At 68.9% G+C, this 16,592-nt stretch carries 4 protein-coding genes and 3 pseudogenes; 3 read left to right on the forward strand and 4 right to left on the reverse strand.

Going from position 1 to position 16,592, the window contains the following annotated elements; genetic code table 11:
- Positions 1-3: 3 nt before the first annotated feature.
- From BN976_RS04895 to BN976_RS04905, 3 pseudogenes are all read right to left on the reverse strand, one after another.
- Positions 4-525, reverse strand: a pseudogene (locus tag BN976_RS04895) (acyltransferase); the annotation flags it as partial.
- Positions 522-1,887: pseudogene (locus BN976_RS04900) on the reverse strand (ISL3 family transposase). The pseudogenes BN976_RS04895 and BN976_RS04900, both read right to left, overlap by 4 nt.
- A gap of 75 nt (positions 1,888-1,962) precedes the next feature.
- Positions 1,963-2,889, reverse strand: a pseudogene (locus BN976_RS04905) (condensation domain-containing protein); the annotation flags it as partial.
- Positions 2,890-3,119: 230 nt separating this feature from the next.
- Here BN976_RS04905 and BN976_RS04910 point away from each other — a divergent pair.
- The 3 genes from BN976_RS04910 to BN976_RS04920 are packed head-to-tail and all read left to right on the forward strand — an operon-like array spanning position 3,120 to position 15,462.
- Positions 3,120-14,150, forward strand: a complete 11,031-nt coding sequence (locus BN976_RS04910) for a type I polyketide synthase (RefSeq protein WP_036368406.1) — start codon at positions 3,120-3,122, stop codon at positions 14,148-14,150.
- A 9-nt stretch (positions 14,151-14,159) separates the two neighbouring features.
- Positions 14,160-14,651 (forward strand): TspO/MBR family protein, encoded by a 492-nt coding sequence (locus BN976_RS04915; RefSeq protein ID WP_011777590.1) that lies wholly within the window; start codon positions 14,160-14,162, stop codon positions 14,649-14,651.
- Positions 14,652-14,670: 19 nt separating this feature from the next.
- The gene (locus tag BN976_RS04920) at positions 14,671-15,462 is read left to right on the forward strand and encodes an SDR family oxidoreductase (protein WP_011777589.1); all 792 of its coding nucleotides are present in this window, start codon (positions 14,671-14,673) and stop codon (positions 15,460-15,462) included.
- Here BN976_RS04920 and BN976_RS04925 read toward each other — a convergent pair.
- Positions 15,459-16,547, reverse strand: a complete 1,089-nt coding sequence (locus tag BN976_RS04925) for an NAD(P)H-dependent amine dehydrogenase family protein (RefSeq protein WP_036368410.1) — start codon at positions 16,545-16,547, stop codon at positions 15,459-15,461. The genes BN976_RS04920 and BN976_RS04925 overlap by 4 nt on opposite strands.
- Positions 16,548-16,592: the final 45 nt, after the last annotated feature.

The following is a 16,592-nucleotide window of genomic DNA, read 5'->3' on the forward strand; positions in this document are numbered from 1 at the left end:
ACGCTATGCGACGAGCCCCCAGGTGCCGCTGTCGGCGACCAACCCGGCCACCGACTTCATGACCTTCATATAGCGCGTCACCGATTTCTTGGCGACCGGATTGTCGGGATGCATGATCGCCATCACCGTGCCTTCGCCATACCGGAATATGTAAATGGTGAGCTGATAGGAGAAACGACCGTCCGGGTAGATACCGATGTTGTTCGCCAGACCCATGTCTGCGGCGGCGAGAATGGCGTTGAGCGGAGCCGCGCCGCCGTGGAAGAAATTCGACACCGGGAAATTCGGCCGCGGCCAACTCAACCACGGCGCCAACTCCAGTACCCGGTAGTACGGCACTTTCGCCATAAACAGATTCGAATCGAACGACGCCTGCGCTGCCCACGCGGCATCGGCGAAGGAGGTCGCACCGATCGGCACGGTGATCGGGATCAGACCGGTGAACCAACCCTGGGTCATGAAATTGTCCGAGGCGGAGCGGGAATCCCTGGGAGTGAGCCCGTAATACGGGCTCTTCGCAGTTAGCAGTGGCATTGGTGCCGGCTGGGTGTGACTCGCCGCGATCGGCGGGTGCAGGCCCACCGTACGCGGCGGCGTTGGTTGTCGGGGTTGCGGAATCCGAAGGCGATGCGCCCGACGTGCTTGACGATGCGGTTGTAGCCCTCGCTGCGAGCGTTGGTCAGCCCGGTTTGCAGGGCGGCGATGATCGGGGCCTGCCAGGTCTCGATGGTGCGGGCGAATCGGATGACCTCGGGCACCTTGCAGGCCGCGCAGAAGCGGTAGAACCGGTCTAGCGCGGCGGCGATGTCGTAGCGCAGCCCTCCTCGGTCGGCACAGGAAAGCAGTTCGCGCAGCAGTTCTTTGGCGATCCACGCCGCAGCGATGTCCTCGTTCGGATCAGCGCTCAGCAGCTTGGCGAACAGGTTGCTGCGCTGGTCTGCGGTGAGCCGCTCAGCACCGCGCAGCAGCCGGCGGCGGTTGATCCACTCGACGTCGGCCTTGCGACCGCGTCGGCCCCGCTGGGCCCAGGTGACCCGGCGGCGCACCGCGTCGAGCATGTCGTTGGCCTTCTTGACCAAATGGAACCGGTCGGCGATCACGATCGCCTGCGGCAACGCCTCGCGGGCGACCCGGGCGTAGGCGGGTGAGAGATCGATGGCCACGTGGGTGATCTGCGCCTTCCAGGTGGGGTCCTGGGTCGCCAGCCAGTCGATCACCGCCCCGGAGTTTCTGCCGTTGACCTGGGTCAGCAGGCCCTGATCGCCGGTGACGTCGACCAGGCCGGTGTCCCAGCGATCCACCCACACCCTCCGGCCGAGCGCCGGGTCGTGCTCCCATTTGGCTTTGCCGCGGCGGGTCTCGTCGATGCCGAGCACCGCAACCGGCTCCAGCTCGACCTCCAAGGCCTCCTCGGCGACGGTGATGACGTGGTCATGCACGGTGTGCCAGCCGCAGCCGTACTGCCCGGCTACCGCAGCCACGGAGCGGTCCTCGTCGAGCACCGCGCTGGCCATCGACGCCTTGGCCCGCGGGGTAACCCGCGCTCGCGCCGGAACGCCAGGCACCGACTCGGTGAACACCTTGCGCTCGCAGACCATGCTGGGGCACAACCACTTTCGCTTACGCCAGCGCAGCACCGGACGATCCGGGCCGACCTGCACATCACGCGGGCCGGTGTACACCCAGCCCTTCGACCTGCTGGAGCGCTCCCCACACGCGGGGCAGATCCCAACCCACTCCGGGGCGGTCAGTACATGCACCAACCGGGTACCGTCCTCGAGGCGCTGCACCGACTCGACGACCACACCGTCGAGATCGAGCAGCAATGAACTACCGTCAACCATGCCCGCGTTCCTTGTCCTGGATGCCTGAGAACACCCAGCTCACAGGGGCGCGGGCCCCTAATCAATCACCGACACGACACGATGTCGGACAACACCAGACCCCTATCAAGTGCGAAGAGCCGTAATACGTGAGGGCACCGGTCAGCTCGTGCTCCACCTGGGCGAGGCAGGCGAACAACCCGCCGACGAAGCGGGCGCCGGCCGCCGTGCACGCCGATTCGAAGCGTTCCGTCTGCGCGGTGTCCATCAGGATTTCCGACGTCATGCAACTGCGGGTCGACTCCGCCGGATTGCCCAGCGGAAGCGGGAATTCCGGAAAGCCGCCGCCGCTGTTTTCGGCGAATTCGATCCACGCCCGCACCTCGGGCGAATCCTCGGTCAACTCCGAGGTGTGCGCGCGCTCGCGGACGCAGAATTCGTCAAAGCTCCCGGCATCGGGAAGCGTGAGTGCCGCACCGCCGCCACTCAGCGCCGAATACATTCCGTTGGCTTCCATCATCGTCGTGCCGATCAATGTCGCGTCACCGTGCACATGATCCATGGAAGCGAAAAACGTGAAGTGGCCGTCATGCTGGATTACTCCGAAAGTGAAGCAGCCCCACTCCAGCGGGCTCGGTATGTCCACCACATGCGCGAATATCTCGTCGACCGTCATGTCGCCGTGTTCGATCGGGACGAATTCGATGTCGGCCGGATCGGCGATGGCGCGACGGAGAAACTCGCCCTCCTCGGTCCGCTCGAACCAGCTGCGGAAGGTGTCGTGCCGGCGCAGGTAGGCGTTCACGGCATGGTCCATCGCCGCGATGTCGCACTGTCCGGGCACTTCGCAGCTGGCGATGATCTGCCGGGAGAAGTTCAGCCCCGCGGTCGTCCGCTCCCAGTAGTTACGCAGATGCTGGCCCTGCATGTAGCTGACCGGCACCGAACTGACCTGCGCCCGGCGCGCCGTCTCGACAGCGGCGGCGGTCGGGTGCCAGGAGGTGACAGAGCCCGGATTCAGCGACCATTCATCAAGTGCGCCAACCGTGATCTTGCCGATGCGCAATACTGGGTCCTCCCCCGTGTGGCCGTTCCTGATTCGGCGTCAGCCCGTTGCTGGATCAACATACCCTCGCTTCCTGGGCGGTCGCCCGGCGCTGGCTGAATCCCGCACAGCAACACCGCGCACACGGCAGGTGCGCATGCAATAGTGTCCGTCGGGGGAAGGTGGTCGCCGGGCGCGTCAGGCGTCGCACAGGACCATTTCTGACCGCTGATGTATGGGGAGGACAACGGATGGGATCCGCTGAACATCCGAACGGACCGGCCCCGCGTTTCGCCATCGTCGGCTACGCAGCGCGTTTCCCGGGCGCCCCGGATGCCGACGCGTTCTGGGACGTGCTGCGCGAAGGCCGCGACGCGATATCGGACGTCCCGAGGGACCGCTGGGATGCCGAGGAGTTCTTCGACCCGGAACCCGGCGCTCCCGGCAAGGTGGTGACCCGTCGTGCCGGTTTCGTCGATGACGTGACGGGGTTCGACGCGCCGTTCTTCGGCATGTCGACCCGCGAGGTCAGGATGATGGACCCCCAGCATCGGCTGTTGCTGGAGACGGCGTGGCGGGCGGTGGAACACTCCGGGACCGCGCCGACGGCCCTGGCCGGTAGCAACACCGGGGTGTTCGTCGGTCTGGCCACCCACGATTACCTCGGAATGGCCTCGGACGAACTGACCTACCCCGAGATCGAGGCCTACATGGCCATCGGGACGTCGAACGCGGCGGCGGCGGGCCGGATCAGCTACCGGCTGGGGCTGCAGGGTCCCGCGGTCGCCGTCGACACCGCGTGCAGCTCGTCGCTGGTGGCGATCCACCAGGCCTGCCAGGCGCTGCGCCTGGGCGAATGTGACCTCGCGCTGGCCGGCGGCGCGAACGTCCTGCTCACCCCGGCGACCATGATCACGTTCTCCAACGCGCACATGCTCGCACCCGACGGCCGGTGCAAGACGTTCGACGCGGCCGCCGACGGGTACGTGCGCGGTGAGGGCTGCGGCGTCATCGTCATCAAGCGTCTGGAGGACGCGGTCCGCGACGGTGACCGGATCCGCGCGGTGATCCGCGGCAGCTCGATCAACCAGGACGGCGCATCGGGCGGCTTGACGGTTCCCAACGGCGTTGCCCAGCAACGTGTTATCGCCGATGCGCTGAAGCGTTCCGACCTCGAGCCCAAGGATGTCGGATACCTGGAAGCCCATGGGACCGGGACCTCGCTGGGCGACCCGATCGAGGCGCAGGCCGCCGGTGCGGTGCTCGGCGCCGGACGTGAACCCAGCCGGCCGCTGTTGATCGGGTCGGCCAAGACGAACATCGGGCACCTGGAAGCGGCCGCCGGGATCGCGGGCGTCATCAAGGTCATCCTGTCGCTGGAGCACCGGACGCTGCCCAAGCACCTCAACTTCGAGAACCCGTCGCCGCACATTCCGTGGGACCGGCTCGCGGTGGAGGTGGTCAAGGAGACCATCCCCTGGGAGCGCGACGGCGGTCCCCGCATCGCGGGGGTCAGCTCGTTCGGGTTCGCCGGGACCAACGCGCACGTCATCCTCGAAGAAGCGCCCGAGCAGGCGGCGGCGCCCGGTCCGGTGCAGCAGCCCGACCGCCGCTTCAGCCTGCTGCCGCTGTCCGCGCGGACTCCCGCCGCCCTCACGCAGCTCGCCGGGCAGTACCGCGACTGGTGGACCGCTCACCCGGAGGCCACCCTGGCCGACGTGTGCTTCACCGCCGGCGCTGGGCGCGCCCATCTGGAACACCGGGCCGCGTTGGTGGTCAATTCCGCCGAGTCCGCCGTCGAACTGCTCGGTGCGCTCGCCGACGACCGCCCGGCGCCCGGCCTGGTTCGCGGCGAGTCGCATGACACACCGAAGACGGCGTGGCTCTTCACCGGCCAGGGTAGCCAGTACCCCGGGATGGCACGGGAGTTGTACGACACCGAGCCGGTGTTCGCCGAGACGCTGAACCGGTGCGCCGAGGCAGTGGCCGATGTTCTCGAAAAGCCCTTGCTCGACGTCATTTTCGATGCAGAGGCGGACGACGCCGAGAAGACCCTGCAGAACACCTGCTACGCGCAGCCCGCCCTGTTCGCCGTCGAGATGGGGTTGGCCCGTCTCTGGCAGTCCTGGGGTTTCGAACCCGACGTGGTGCTCGGGCACAGCGTCGGCCAGTATTCGGCGGCCTGCGTCGCGGGCGTGTTCAGCCTCACCGACGGCGCGCGGCTGATGGCCGAACGCGGGCGCCTGTTCGGAAGCCTGCCCGAAGGTGGCCGCATGGTCGCGGTGTTCACCACCGCCGAGCGGGCCGAAGCCATGACCGACGAGTTCCCGAGCCTGTCGGTCGCCGCTTACAACGGCACCAACACCGTATTGTCCGGGCCCGCAGGGGATCTGGAGAAAGCGGTGGCCACGCTTTCGGCCGACGGTGTCCGGTGCGACTGGCTGGACACCAGCCACGCGTTCCACTCGGCGCTGCTGGACCCGATTCTCGACGACTTCGAGTCGTATGCGAATCAGTTCGATTTCGCGGCGCCGCAACGGATCCTGATCGACAACCGCACCGGTACCGCGCTGGGCCGGAGCGTGCAGCTCGATGGCACCTACTGGCGCAGACACGCACGTCAACCGGTGGAGTTCGCCAAGAGCGTACGCACCCTCGCCGAGATGAACTGCAAGCTTCTGGTGGAGATCGGGCCTCGACCGGTGCTGACCGCCGCGGCCCTTGGGGCATGGCCCGACCCCGCCACCGCGCCGAGGGTGATCGCGTCCCTGCGCCGAACCGCGGCCGACCACCGGCAGATCACCGAAGCCGTCGCCGACGCATACGTGTTGGGCCACCTGCCCGAGTTCGGCGCGTTTCGAGACGCGGGCGCGCGAAAGCTGGACCTGCCCACGTATCCGTTCGAGCACCGCCAGTACTGGTTCAGAGACAACCAGGATCCCGACGGGTCCGAGGCGCTGCAGCCGCGCACCCCGAGCACCGAGGCCGTCCGGCTCCTCGAGGACGGCCGCATCGAGGAGCTCGCGACACTGCTCGACGGCGCCGCCGGCGACCAGCAGACCCTGGACGTGCTGAGCAGGCTTGCCGCACAGCACAATCAGCAACGCAGCAGCCAATCGATCACGAACGACCGTTACGAGATCCGCTGGGAGCAGTCCGCGGCGGCGCTCTCGGGCGCGGAGACCGACGAGGTGTCGTCCTGGATCCTTGTCGGCGACGACACCGAGGCGACCCGGCCGCTGGTCGACGTGCTCAGCGCACGCGGGCAGCGGTACCGGATCTTCGGCCTGCCGGTGTCCGACGCGGACGAGGAACAACTCGGCGAAGCGCTACGCCTTGCGGCAGCGGAGGATTCGACGCTGCGCATCGTCCATGTCGGCGGGCTCGATTCCGACCCCGACCCCGGTACGGCACCCTCGATGCGGTCACTGTTGCGGATGCAACACCGGATCCTGGGCGGAACCCGGCGACTGTTCCGGGCTGCGGCCGCCGCGGAACTGCGCACCCCCATCTGGGTGGTGACCCGTCGGGCGCAGCACGTCACCGCCACCGACACGGTTGCCCCGGACCAGAGCTGCCTGTGGGGTTTCGGTCGTGCCGCCGCCCTGGAACTTCCGCAGTTGTGGGGCGGACTCGCAGATCTGGCCGACGGCACCGCCGACGAGTGGTCCCGACTGCTCAACCGGATCACGGCACCGCACGGGCCGGCCGTCAGGGAAGACCAGATCGCGCTGCGCGATCACGCGGTGTATGTGCCCCGGCTGGTTCGACGGGCCGGCCGGCCGGCCGGCAAACCGCTGCAGCTGCGCGACGACGCCACGTATCTGGTGACCGGCGGTCTGGGCTCGATCGGGCTGGAGATCGCCGGATATCTCGCCGCGCACGGCGCCCGCCACCTGGTGCTGACCAGCCGGCGCGCACCCGGTGATGCCACGCAGCAACGTATCGACGCGCTGGGCGCACAACACAGTTGCCAGATCCGGGTCGTCGCCGCCGACGTCGCCGACGCGCACGACGTCGCGCGCCTGCTGGCAGCCGTGGCCGCGGAGCTACCGCCGTTGGCCGGCATCGTGCACGCCGCGGGCGAGATCGGCACCACCCCGCTGGTCAGCCTGGAAGACAGCGAAGTGGATCGCGTCTTCGCCGGGAAGGTATGGGGTGCTTGGCATTTGAGCGAAGCGGCGGCTGACCTGCAGCTCGACTTCTTCCTCGGCACCTCGTCCATCGCATCGGTGTGGGGCGGGTACGGGCAGACCGCCTACGGCGCCGCCAACGCCTTCCTCGACGGGCTTGCCTGGCGGCTGCGCGAGCAGGGCATCTCCGGCGTCAGCATCAACTTCGGCCCGTGGTCGGCCGGCATGGCCGACGCGGAGTCGCGTGCCCGACTGGACCGGCGCGGAGTCCGGACCTTGTCACCCGCCGACGCATTGGCGGGGCTGGCCGACGTGGTGACAGCCGCGGAGGCACCGGGCCCTGCGCAGGGGATCGTCGCCCGCATCGACTGGGAGCGTTTCCTTCCGCTGTACCAGCAGGCGGGGCGGCGGGCGTTCCTGGCGGAGTTGGAGCGCGAGGTGCCGGACACCGCCCCGGCTGCCACGCCGTCGGGCAGGACCGAACTGGTCGAACGGCTCACCAACGCCCCGGTGCAGCAACGCAAGAAGCTGCTGACCGACTACCTGCGTACCGCGGTGGCCGAGATCACCCGGGTGGATGCCACGGAGATCCGCGAGGACGCGGGGTTCTTCGACCTCGGCATGGATTCGCTGATGGCCGTCGAACTGCGGCGCCGCATCGAACAGGGCGTGGGCCGCGAGATCCCGGCCACCCTGGCGATGGATCATCCGCGCCTGTCCGACGTGGCCGACTATCTGCTCGGCGAGGTGCTCGGGCTTGCCGAGCAGGCACCCGCCAAGGCGGGGTCGCAGCCGACGTCGGCGGCGGCGAACCGCACGGACGAACCGATCGCGATCGTCGCGGTGTCGTGCCGCTTCCCCGGCGCACCGGACCCGGAGGCCTTCTGGGAGGTACTGGCCGGCGGTGTCGACGCGATCCGCGAGGTCCCCGAGGACCGGTTCGACATCGACGAGTTCTACGATCCGGATCCCGACGCCGCGGGCAAGACCTACACGCGTTTCGGCGGATTCCTGGACGGTATCGACGGATTCGATCCCGAGTTCTTCGGCATCTCCCCGCGTGAGGCCGTCTGGATCGAGCCGCAGCAGCGGTTGATGCTCGAAACGGTGTGGGAGGGCCTGGAGAGGGCTGGGCTCGCGCCTGCCGACCTGCGAGGCAGCCGCACCGGAATCTTCGTGGGCGTGGCCGCCAACGAGTATGCGCATCTGCTGTCGTCGGAGTCGATCGAGAAGATCGAACCCCACTTCATCACCGGCAACGCGCTCAACGCCATCTCCGGTCGGGTCGCGTTCGCGTTGGGACTCGAAGGCCCGGCGGTGGCGGTCGACACCGCATGCAGTTCGGCGCTGGTCGCCGTCCACCAGGCATGCCAGGCACTGCATTCCGGCGACTGCGACCTGGCGCTGGCCGGCGGCGTGAACGTCCTGCTGAGCCCGGTGACGAGCGTCGCCGCATCCCGCGCCCGGATGCTGTCCCCCGTCGGGCGGTGCAAGACCTTCGACGCCTCCGCCGACGGCTACGTGCGCAGCGAAGGCTGCGGGATCCTGGTGCTCAAGAGGCTCGGCGACGCGGTGCGCGACGGCGACCGGGTGTGCGCGGTCATTCCCAGCAGCGCGGTGAACCAGGACGGCGCTTCCAGCGGCCTGACTGTGCCCAATGGTGGTGCACAGCAACGCCTTATCGGGATGGCGCTGGCGCGCGCCGGCCTTTCGGGCGGGGATGTCGACTACCTCGAGGCGCACGGGACAGGCACCCCGCTGGGTGATCCGATCGAGGTGCAGGCGGCCGCGGCCGCCTACGGCGCCTCACGTGACGCGGACCGCCCGCTGCTGATGGGATCGGTGAAGTCCAACATCGGCCACCTCGAGTCGGCTTCCGGGGCAGCGGGTCTGATCAAGGTTGTGCTGTCGCTTCAGCACAACCTGCTGCCGCAGAGCCTGCACTTCGAGAATCCGTCGCCGCACATCCCGTGGGATTCGCTGCCGGTGCGGGTGGTGGACAAGGCGATTCCGTGGCAGGCCGACGGCAGGCCGCGGCGCGCCGGGGTCAGCTCGTTCGGGTTCACCGGCACGAACGCGCATGTGCTGATCGAGGAGGCGCCACTCCCGCAGGCGGCCGACCCGGTCGAGGAACCGGACACCCGCGCGCTGCCCGTCGGTGTGCTCGCGCTGTCCGCCCGGTCACCGGAGGCGCTGACGGCGCTGGCGCAGCGCTACGAGGCCTGGCTGGGCGCCCACCCCGACGCCGATCTCGCCGACGTCTGCCGCACCGCCGGAACGGGCCGGTCGCATTTCGAGCACCGGGCCGCGCTGGTCGTCGATTCGGTCGCGGCCGCGCGCGAGGGCCTGGCCGAACTGGCGCAGAACCGGCTGCGGCCCGGCGTCGTACGTGGCGAACACACCCACCACCCCACCACGGCGTGGCTGTTCACCGGACAGGGCAGCCAGTTCCCCGGGATGGCCCGTGAATTGTTCGAGACCGAACCGGTTTTCGCCGACGCCGTGACACGCTGCGCGGACGCAGTCAAGGACATACTGCCGCGCCCATTGCTGGAGGTGTTGTTCGCCGCCGATCGGGAATCCGGGGAAGCGTTGCGGCACACGTCGTTCGCCCAGCCGGCGATCTTCGCCGTGGAGATGGGGCTGGCCCGGCTGTGGCAGTCGTGGGGCATCGAGCCCGACGTGGTGCTCGGGCACAGCGTGGGCCAGTACGCGGCGGCCTGCGTGGCCGGCGTGTTCAGCCTCGAAGACGGGGCACGGCTGATGGCCGAACGCGGCCGGATGTTCGGAAGCCTGCCCGAGGGCGGGCGGATGGTCGCGGTGTTCACCGACGCGAAGCTCGTCGAGGAGATCGCAGGAGACTTCCCGCGGGTGTCGGTCGGCGCCTACAACGGACCCAACACCGTGCTCTCGGGCCCTGGCGAGGATCTGGAACAGATCGTGGACAGGTTCGGCGACGACGGTGTCCGTTGCACCTGGCTGCAGACCAGCCACGCCTTCCACTCGGAGCTACTGGATCCGGTGCTCGACGAATTCGAGTCCTATGCGGCACAGTTCCAGTTCGCCACCCCGACCTTGCCGCTGGTCTGCAACCGTACCGGCACCGTGCTCACGGCCCAGACCCCCCTCGACGCCCAGTACTGGCGGCGGCACTCCCGCCAACCGGTGCAGTTCGCCGAAAGTGTGCGCACCGTGGCGGCGCTGGGATGTTCGGTGCTGATGGAGATCGGTCCGCAGCCGGTGTTGACCGGGTCCGCGGTGCAGGTCTGGCCGGAGCACCTGGCCGCACCCCGGGCGATCGTCTCGCTCCGCAAGGGTGTCAGCGACCGCCGCCAGATCACCGAGGCGCTGGCCGCGGCCTACGTGGGCGGCCACCGGCCCGATTTCGGTGCGCTGTATCGCCGGCCGGGTCGCGCAGTCGCGTTGCCCACGTATCCGTTCCAGCGTCGCCGGTTCTGGCCCAAGACGTCCGGAATCACCACCGATGGTCCGGCGGTCTCCGGCATCCTCGGCAGCGCCAAGGACCTGGCCAGCGGTGACACGGTCTACACCAGCAGATGGTCGGTCAGATCGCAGCCGTGGCTCGCCGACCACGTCATCTACGGCACCGTCGTCGTCCCCGGCGCCACCTACGCGGCGATGGCGCTGGCCGCGGTCGGCACCCCGGCCCGGGTGAAGGACGTCTTCTTCTACGAGCCGATCATCCTGCCCGAGAAGGCTTCCCGCGAGGTGCAGCTGACTCTTCACCCGTCCGAGGACGGCGGACAGAAGTTCCAGGTGCACAGCCGGGAGTACGGCGAACGCGGCACCGAATGGTCACTGAACGCCGAAGGCACCGTGGCCAGCGGTGTCGACGAGAACCCCCAGGCCGAGCCGTCAGGTCCCGTCGACGAGGCCATCGAGCGACTGAACCGGATGCGCCCACAGGACCTGTTCGAGACGTTCGCCGACATGGAGCTGGCATGGGGCCCGACCTGGTCCGGTTCCCTGAAATCGCTGTGGCTCGGCGAGGGCGAGGCGATCGGCGACATCCTCGTCGGTGAAGAACTCGCCGAGCAACTCGGCACCGAGCCGATGCACCCGGTGCTGATGGATCTGTGCACCGGCGTCGCGTTCCCGGCGTTCCCCGCGCTCCTCGCGGCCGAACAGGGCGTCAGCGACCTGTTCCTGCCGCTGCGCTACGGCCAGGTGACGTTGCGGGACAAGATGCCACGCAGGTTCTACTGCCGCGCCACCTGGCACACCAGCGAACTCGACAGCGAGACCCAGGTTTTCGATCTCGACTTCCTCGACCGCGATGGCCGTCACCTCGGCGGGATTCGCGAGTTCACGGTCAAACGCGCCCCCCGCGAGGCGTTACTCCGCGGCCTCGGCGGCGACGCCACCCGCCTGCTCTACACCCTCGGCTGGCACGAAGTGCCGGCACCGGCATCCGGTGACGCCGCGCTGAACGGCAACTGGTTGATCGCCGGGTTCGACGAACTGGCAGCCGGCGTGCCTGGCTGCATCCCGTTCGACCGGAGCACCGATCCGGAACCCCTGGGACAGCTGCTGGCACAGGCGCACGAACGCGGGATCGGCTTCTCCGGCGTCGTCTGGCGCGCCGCGGCGCCGAGCGCCGACGAGTCGAGCACCGCGATGGCAGCGCGGATCGAGACCGAGATCGCGGACCTGCTCAGCGCGGTGCACACGGTGCAGAACGGCGCCGTGAAGCTGCCCGGCGGACTGTGGATCGTCACCGAACGCGCCGTGGCCACCGAATCCGGTGAACCCGTCGATCCGGTGCAGGCCGCACTGTGGGGATTCGGGCGCACCACCATCAACGAGGAACCGGCGCTGCGCTGCAGGCTGGTCGACGTCGACGGATCACCGGAGGCCGTACTGGCGCTGGCCGGCCTGCTGGCCGCTCCGGTCGACGAGCCGGAACTCGCTGTGCGCCAAGGGAAGTTGCTGGCCTCGCGGTTGCTGCCGTGGGCGCGCAGCGGTCACCTCACGGTGCCCCGGTCCGCCGACTACGTGCTGGCCCCCACCGAACGCGGAGCGATCGACAACCTGCGTCTGACCGAGACGGACGTGGCACCCCCGGCAGAGGGTTACGTGCAGGTGCGGGTGGAGGCCGCGGGCCTCAACTTCCGCGATGTGCTCAACGTCCTCGGCCTCTACCCGGGCGACCCCGGACCGATCGGCGGCGACTTCGCGGGCACCGTCACGCAGTTGGGCAGCGGCGTCACCGGGCTCGAAGTGGGCCAGCGCGTCTACGGTTTCATGCAGGGCGCCTTCGCCAGCCGGTTCAACGTGCCCGCACAGCTGCTGGCCCCGATTCCCGACGGGATCGGCGCGGTGGACGCGGCGACCATTCCCGCCGCGGCGCTCACGGCCCGCCTCGCGTTCGACTGGGCGCAGCTCAAGCCCGGCGACCGTGTGCTCATCCATGCCGCCAGCGGCGGCGTCGGGCTGGCCGCCATCCAGATGGCGCAGCAGCACGGCGCCGTCGTCTTCGCCACGGCCAGCACCTACAAACGCGCCACGCTGCGCAAGCTGGGAGTCGATCACGTCTACGACTCGCGCACCACGGAATTCGCCGACCAGATCCTGGCCGACACCGACGGCGAGGGCGTCGACGTGGTCCTCAACAGCCTCACCAACGAGGGCTTCATCGAGGCGACCGTGCGGGCCACCGCACAGAACGGCCGGTTCGCCGAGATCGCCAAACGCGACATCTGGACACCGGAGCAGATGGCGGCGGCCCGACCCGATATCGCCTACGAGATCGTGGCGCTGGACACGGTGACCCTGCTGGAGCCCGAACGCATCCGGGGCCTGCTCGGTGAGGTGTCCGACGGGCTGGGCAAGGCCGATGGCTCCTCGCGCGCCGAATGGGTGCCGCTGCCCGCCGAGATCTACCCGCTGACCGAGGCCAGGGCCGCGTTCCGCCGCATGCAGCAGGCCCGGCACGTCGGCAAGATCGTGTTGCAGATGCCGAAACCGTTGCAGCCGCGCGCCGATCGCAGCTACCTGATCACCGGCGGTCTCGGTGCGATCGGTCTGCACACGGCGGCATACCTGGCCCAACTCGGCGCCGGTGACCTCGTGTTGACCAGTCGGCGCGCGCCCGACGCGGACGCGCGGCGCGCGATCGAGGAGATCACCGAGCGGTACAAGTGCCGCGTGCACACCTTCTGCGCCGACGTCGGGGACGAGTCCCAGGTGGCCGAGCTGCTGGCGCGAATCCGCGCGGAGCTGCCGCCGCTGGCCGGGGTGGCGCATCTCGCGGGCGTGCTCGACGATGCACTGCTCTCCCAGCAGAGCCTGGAGCGCTTCCGGACGACGTTGGCTCCCAAGGCGTTCGGTGCCTGCCACCTCGATCGCCTGACCGCGGGCGACGATCTGGACTTCTTCATCATGTCCTCGTCGGTGTCCAGCCTGTTCGGTTCGCCCGGCCAGGCCAACTATGCGACGGCCAATGCACTGCTCGACGGCCTGACCGCGCACAGACGCGCCCGGGGCCTGCCGGCCACGGGCGTCAACTTCGGTCCATGGGCCCAGGGCGGGATGGCTTCGTCGGAGGCCGCGACCGCCAACATCGGTGCGCAGGGCCTGGTTCCGCTGGAACCGTCGGCAGCGCTGGGCGCCCTTGCCGAGGTGCTCGCCAACGGAACCGGGCAGGCGGCCGTGCTCAAGGCCAACTGGCAGCGCGCCGCGAAGGTGCTGGGAAGTTCCCGGCCACCGATTCTCGATCTGGTGCTGCCTCGCCCGGAGGGCGAGGTGGCCGGGGACAGCGAACTGCTACGGCAGCTGCAGGAGATACCCGTCGCGCAGCGGGCGGGATTCGTGACCGAATTCCTGCAGCGGGAGGTGCAGAACTTCCTGCGGCTCGCGCAGCCCCCGGCCGCCACGAGCCGGTTCCTGGACCTGGGCACGGACTCACTGATGGCGATCGAGCTTCGCAACCGGTTGCACAGCCAGTTCGGCGGTGCGTTCACCATCAACGCGACCGCGGTGTTCGACTATCCGACCATCGGGGGGCTCGCCGAGTACCTGGTGGGTCAGCTACCCGACTCCGACGCTGCGGCGGGCGAGACGCCGGCCACCGAGACGTCACCGATTGACCACAATCACCCTGACCGGGAAGCTGATTCGCCGGGGTAGCCTGCGGACATGGTCGCCGACGCTTCCCCCACGCGCCCTAAATCGTGGCTGGCGCTGACGATCTCCATCGTCGCGGTCGTCGCCGCCTCGACGATCGGTGGTCTAGCGAGCCGCACCGCCGCCGACGATTACGGCCGTCTCCAGCAACCCGGTTTCGCGCCGCCGTCCTGGGTCTTCGGTCCGACGTGGACCGTTCTCTACCTCCTGATGGCTGTCGCGGCGTGGCTGGTGTGGCGCACCGGGCCGTCGCCCGAGACCAGGCGCGCGCTGACCTGGTACGCCGTCCAGTTGGTGCTCAACACCGCCTGGACACCGCTGTTCTTCGGTCTCGGCTGGCGCGGAATCGCGTTCGCCGAACTGAGCGTGCTGCTGGTGGTCCTGATCGCCACGGTGGTCCTGTTCTGGCGGCGCAGTGCGATCGCAGGGGCCATGCTGCTGCCCTACCTGGCATGGTCAGGGTTCGCCCTGTGCCTCAATTTCGCGGTGTGGCAGCTCAACTGAACCCAGACGAGGAGTCGGCATGACGAAATCGGTGTTCATCACCGGAGCCGCCACGGGAATCGGGCGTGCGACGGCGCTGCTGTTCGCGCAGCGCGGGTACCGCGTCGGCGGATACGACATCGATGAAGCGGGGCTGCGACTGCTGGCCGCCGACATCACCGCCGTCGGCGGCAGGCCGGTGGTCGGGCGGCTGGACGTCACCGACGCCGACGAGGTGGCGCACCGGTTGGCCGAGTTCGTGGACGCGGCGGGCGGCCGTCTCGACGTTCTGATCAACAACGCGGGCCTGCTTCAGGCGGGCCGTTTCGAGGACATCCCGCTGCCGGTGCACCACCGCGCGATCGAGGTCAACGTCAAGGGTGTGGTGAACGGTTTGCACGCCGCGTTCCCGTATCTCAGGGACACTCCCGACGCGGTCGTCGTCAACCTCTCGTCGGCGTCGGCGATCTACGGCCAGGTCGAGTTGGCCAACTACAGCGCCACCAAGTTCTACGTCCGCGCGATCACCGAGGCGCTGAACCTGGAATGGGCGCAGCACGGCATCCGCGTCATCGACATGTGGCCGCTGTACGTGAACACCGCGATGACCCAAGGCGTCAAGACCGGCACCACGCAGTCGCTCGGCATCCGGCTGACCGCGCAGGACATCGCGCGCGACATCGTCACCGCGGTCGAGGCCACCTGGCCGCGGCGCCTCGTCAAGCAGGTGCACTTCCCGGTCGGCGGGCAGGCGAAGGCACTGGCGCTGGGGTCACGCTTCTCCCCCGCATGGCTCACCCGGCTCATCAACAAACGGCTGGCCGGAAGCTAACTCCAGCGGGTGGCTTCCAGTTCCGGCGCCAGCGGCGGATGCAGCGGAACGTCGAGGCCGTCATAGATTCCCGGCTTCTGGGCCGCCAGCCAGCTGATCGCCCCGAGTAGCCGGTTGGCGGCGGTCGTGTTGCCGCCGTCGGCGCGGGTGCCGCCCGGCACATCCGCGCGCGTCACGATGGTCAGCTGCGGATCACCGTCGACGATGACGCGGTGATCGCCCACCCCTTGATCGGGTTGCGGCCAGTGCGGCGCACACGACGGGTCGATGCGGGTGATGTGCTCGACGATGACGCGCTGCCTGCCGCCGGACCAGCCGATGACCCGCAGGAAGAACGCGCCCTGGGTGCCCTCGTCGAATCGGCCCATGACGGTGTCGACGGAGTCGGCCAGCGGGAGCCGCTCGACCTCCTCGGTGATCTCGTCGATCTCCAGGCCCAGCCCGCGGCCGATGAGCCGGATGTTGCCGCCCCACACTATCGTCGGGATGGTCGGCAGCAGCATCATCGGTGTCTCGTCCATCGGGCCACCGAAACCGCAGGACACCCGCACCGCGTACGGCTGGTCGTAGGTCGAGTAGTCGAAGATCTCCTGGCAGGTGATGGTGTTGATGCGCGTGCACAGCCCCGCCGCGGTGACTGCGAGCGCGTCGTTGGCCCAGCCCGGGTCGACACCGCTGACCAGCAGCGCTGCCCGGCCGTCCTCGGCGGCGCCGGTGAGGCGCTGCACCCATTCCGGGGGTGCCGAGCGCGGATCGTAGAGCGAGTACAGAGACGGCGTGACGACGTGCACCCCTGCCCGCAGACACCGCTCGATGTCGGCGACCGCCTCGTCGGGACGGATGTCGCCGGAAGCCATGTACGCCACCGCGTGACAGTCGGCAAGGACCGCGTCGACGTCCGTGCTGGCGGAGATCCCCGTCGGCGCGTCCAGCCGGGCGAACGACGCGGCGTCACGGCCGGCCTTGTCCTCGGACGAGGTGATCAGCCCCGCCAGATGCAGCCCCGGAAAGGCGGTGACCGACCGGATCGCGGTGGCGCCCATGTTGCCCGTACCCCATACCGCCACTGCGGTCGTCGCACCCATCACGACACCCTATCCGGGCTAAACGTGAGTATCATCACAGACGGA

This window comes from Mycolicibacterium austroafricanum (genome assembly GCF_000612725.1).
In the GTDB taxonomy this organism is placed as follows: Bacteria; Actinomycetota; Actinomycetes; order Mycobacteriales; family Mycobacteriaceae; genus Mycobacterium; species Mycobacterium austroafricanum.